This is a genomic window from Nocardioides sp. (genome assembly GCF_034670285.1).
Classification (GTDB): domain Bacteria; phylum Actinomycetota; class Actinomycetes; order Propionibacteriales; family Nocardioidaceae; genus Nocardioides.
Map to the genome: position 1 here is coordinate 1 of NZ_JAXMNS010000501.1, position 2,363 is coordinate 2,363.

1 protein-coding gene is annotated in these 2,363 nt (G+C 69.4%); it reads right to left on the minus strand.

Translation table 11 applies throughout. The annotated features are described in order from the left end of the window. Positions 1-71 precede the first annotated feature (71 nt). Positions 72-2,348: a glycogen debranching protein GlgX gene (glgX, locus tag VOI19_RS18255; protein ID WP_323794367.1), complete on the minus strand. Its 2,277-nt coding sequence runs from the start codon at positions 2,346-2,348 to the stop codon at positions 72-74. Positions 2,349-2,363: the final 15 nt, after the last annotated feature.

The window sequence follows — 2,363 nt, forward strand, 5'->3', positions numbered from 1 at the left end:
GTCGAAGGACTCCCGCACCTGGAGGCGGTAGGTGTTGCGTGGTGCGGTGGAGGGGGTCGTTGTGCGTTGGGTCACTGCTGCACCGTACGGGTCTGCGCAGCGACGGACGCGGCGACCGACGAGTCGGGCTCCGGCTCCGGCTCGTGTCCTTCGCGGAGCACCAGCACGGTGCTCGCCGGGAGGGCGAACGTCGAACCGGCCGGGCGGGCCACGTCGGGGCCGCTGGCGCCGCCGGTGTTGATGACGACGTCCCACGCCTCGGCGTACTCGGTCGGCGGCAGCGTCACCTCGGTCGGACCGTCGGCGTTGAAGTAGAGCAGGAAGTGGTCGTCGGTGATGGCCTCGCCGCGCGGGCCCTTGCCCGCGATGCCCTGGCCGTTGAGGAACATGCCGATCGCCTGCCCGGCGTGGTCGGAGTGCTCGGGATCGCTCGAGGCATGCCAGTCGGACTCCTCCATCGGCTCGCCGTCGAGGCGCAGCCAGACGATGTCGTTGAGCCGGTCGCCCTCGCCGCCGGCGACGGGCGTGCGCACGGTGTTGCCGGTGAAGAAGCGCTGACGGTGGAACGTCGGGTGGTCGCGACGCAGGCGGATCAGCTCGGAGGTGAACTCCAGCAGCGGCAGGTCGGCGCGGTCCCAGTGGACCCACGACAGCTCGGAGTCCTGGGCGTAGGTGTTGTTGTTGCCCTCCTGGGTGCGGCCCATCTCGTCGCCGTGCAGGATCATCGGCACGCCCTGGCTGAGGAGCAGGGTGGCGAGGAAGTTGCGCTGCGCGCGGGCGCGTGCGGCCAGCACCTGCGGGTCGTCGGTCTCGCCCTCGACGCCGTGGTTGGACGAGCGGTTGTGGCTCTCGCCGTCGCGGCTGTCCTCGCCGTTGGCCTCGTTGTGCTTCTCGTTGTAGGAGACGAGGTCGCGCAGGGTGAAGCCGTCGTGAGCGGTGATGAAGTTGATCGAGGCGAACGGACGGCGTCCGGAGTGCTCGTAGAGGTCGGAGGAGCCGGCGACCCGCGAGGCGAACTCACCCAGCGACGGCTCGCCGCGCCAGAAGTCGCGGGTGGTGTCGCGGTAGGCGCCGTTCCACTCGGTCCACTGGGGCGGGAAGCCACCGACCTGGTAGCCACCCGGGCCGACGTCCCAGGGCTCGGCGATGAGCTTGACCTGGCTGACGACCGGGTCCTGCTGGACGAGCTCGAAGAACGTCGCGAGCCGGTCGACGTCGTAGAACTCGCGCGCCAGCGCGGAGGCGAGGTCGAAGCGGAAGCCGTCGACGTGCATCTCGGTGACCCAGTAGCGCAGCGAGTCCATGATCAGCTGGAGCGAGTGCGGGTGGCGGACGTTGAGGGAGTTCCCGGTGCCGGTGTAGTCCATGTAGAACTTCTCGTCGTCCTCGACGAGGCGGTAGTAGGCGGGGTTGTCGATGCCTCGGAAGCTCAGCGTCGGGCCCATGTGGTTGCCCTCGGCGGTGTGGTTGTAGACCACGTCGAGGATGACCTCGATGCCGGCGAGGTGCATCGCCTTGACCATCGCCTTGAACTCCTGGACCTGCTGGCCCAGCGCCTGCTCCTGCTCGGAGTGCGCGGCGGCGGAGTAGTCGGAGTGCGGCGCGAGGAAGGCCAGGGTGTTGTAGCCCCAGTAGTTGCGCAGGCCCTGGTCGAGCAGGGTGGAGTCCTGGATGAACTGGTGCACCGGCATCAGCTCGATCGCGGTCACGCCCAGCTTGGTGAGGTGGTCGGTGACCGCGGGATGCGCGAGGCCGGCGTAGGTGCCGCGCAGCTCCTCGGGCACGTCGGGGTGCAGCATCGTGAGGCCCTTGACGTGGGCCTCGTAGATGACGCTCTCGTTGTAGGGGATCGCCGGCCGGCGGTCGCCCTCCCAGTCGAAGAAGGGGTTGATGACGACCCCGAACGTCATGTGCGGGGCGGAGTCCTCGTCGTTGCGGGAGTCCTCGTCGCCGAAGTTGTAGCCGAACAGGCTCTGGTGCCAGTCGATCTCGCGCGTGGTCGCCTTGGCGTAGGGGTCGAGCAGCAGCTTGTTGGGGTTGCACCGCAGGCCGCGCTCGGGGTCCCAGGGGCCGTGCACGCGGTAGCCGTAGCGCTGGCCGGGCTGCACCGACGGCAGGTAGGCGTGCCAGACGTGGGCGTCGACCTCGGTGAGCTCGACCTTGGTCTCGGCACCCCCCTGGGACTCGGCGTCGAAGAGGCACAGCTCGACCCGGTCGGCGACCTCGCTGAACAGGGCGAAGTTGGTGCCGGTGCCGTCGTAGGTCGCCCCCAGCGGGTAGGCGTGCCCCGGCCAGACGGCCGCAGCCGCCTCGGATCCGGACGGGTTGTTGCTCTGGGTGCTGCTCATCGGTGCCTCCTGTTG